The organism is Aminobacter sp. P4_D5, assembly GCF_056401815.1.
This window is the reverse complement of record NZ_JBFUIP010000965.1, coordinates 1-616: the sequence shown is the minus strand read 5'-3', so window position 1 is coordinate 616 and position 616 is coordinate 1. Positions and strand designations below refer to the sequence as shown.

1 protein-coding gene is annotated in these 616 nt (G+C 64.4%); it reads left to right on the top strand.

Translation table 11 applies throughout. The features are described 5' to 3' along the window. Positions 1-616, top strand: a 616-nt coding sequence (locus AC1DWF_RS36095) for an AAA family ATPase (protein ID WP_476843256.1), incomplete at both ends; no start/stop codon positions are given.

The window sequence follows — 616 nt, the reverse complement described above, 5'->3', positions numbered from 1 at the left end:
ATCCTGCATCGTTATGTCGACGATGCCGCCACGTTCCAGCATCTGCTGGTGCGGGTTCTGCAGAGCCCCGAGGCATTGCGCATCGAGCGCGACGGCGTCGACCTTGCGACAGGAGAGAAGACCCGAGCGCGCTACACAACGCGTGAGTTGATCCGCATCGAAGCCAAGATGGCAACGCAATCGATCTGGCTGTCGCGGCGCGCAACGCATGGCGTTCGAGAGAAGGTGCTGGGCAGCGTCTTGGCGCGTCATTTGCAGCTGTCGCTGGAGCAGCGTGTCGCCATCGAGCATGTGACGGGGGCCGCGCGGATCGCAGCTGTCGTTGGCCGTGCCGGCGCGGGCAAGACCACGATGATGAAGGCCGCCCGTGAGGCGTGGGAACTGGCCGGCTATCGCGTTGTCGGTGCAGCCCTCGCCGGCAAGGCGGCGGAGGGCCTGGAGAAAGAAGCGGGTATTGTCAGCCGCACGCTGGCGGCGTGGGAACTGCGCTGGAAACAAGACAGGGACAGTCTCGATGAAAGGACGGTGTTTGTTCTCGACGAGGCCGGCATGGTTGCTTCGAAGCAGATGGCGCTGGTCGTTGAAGCGGCAACCAGGGCAGGGCAACCAGGGCAGG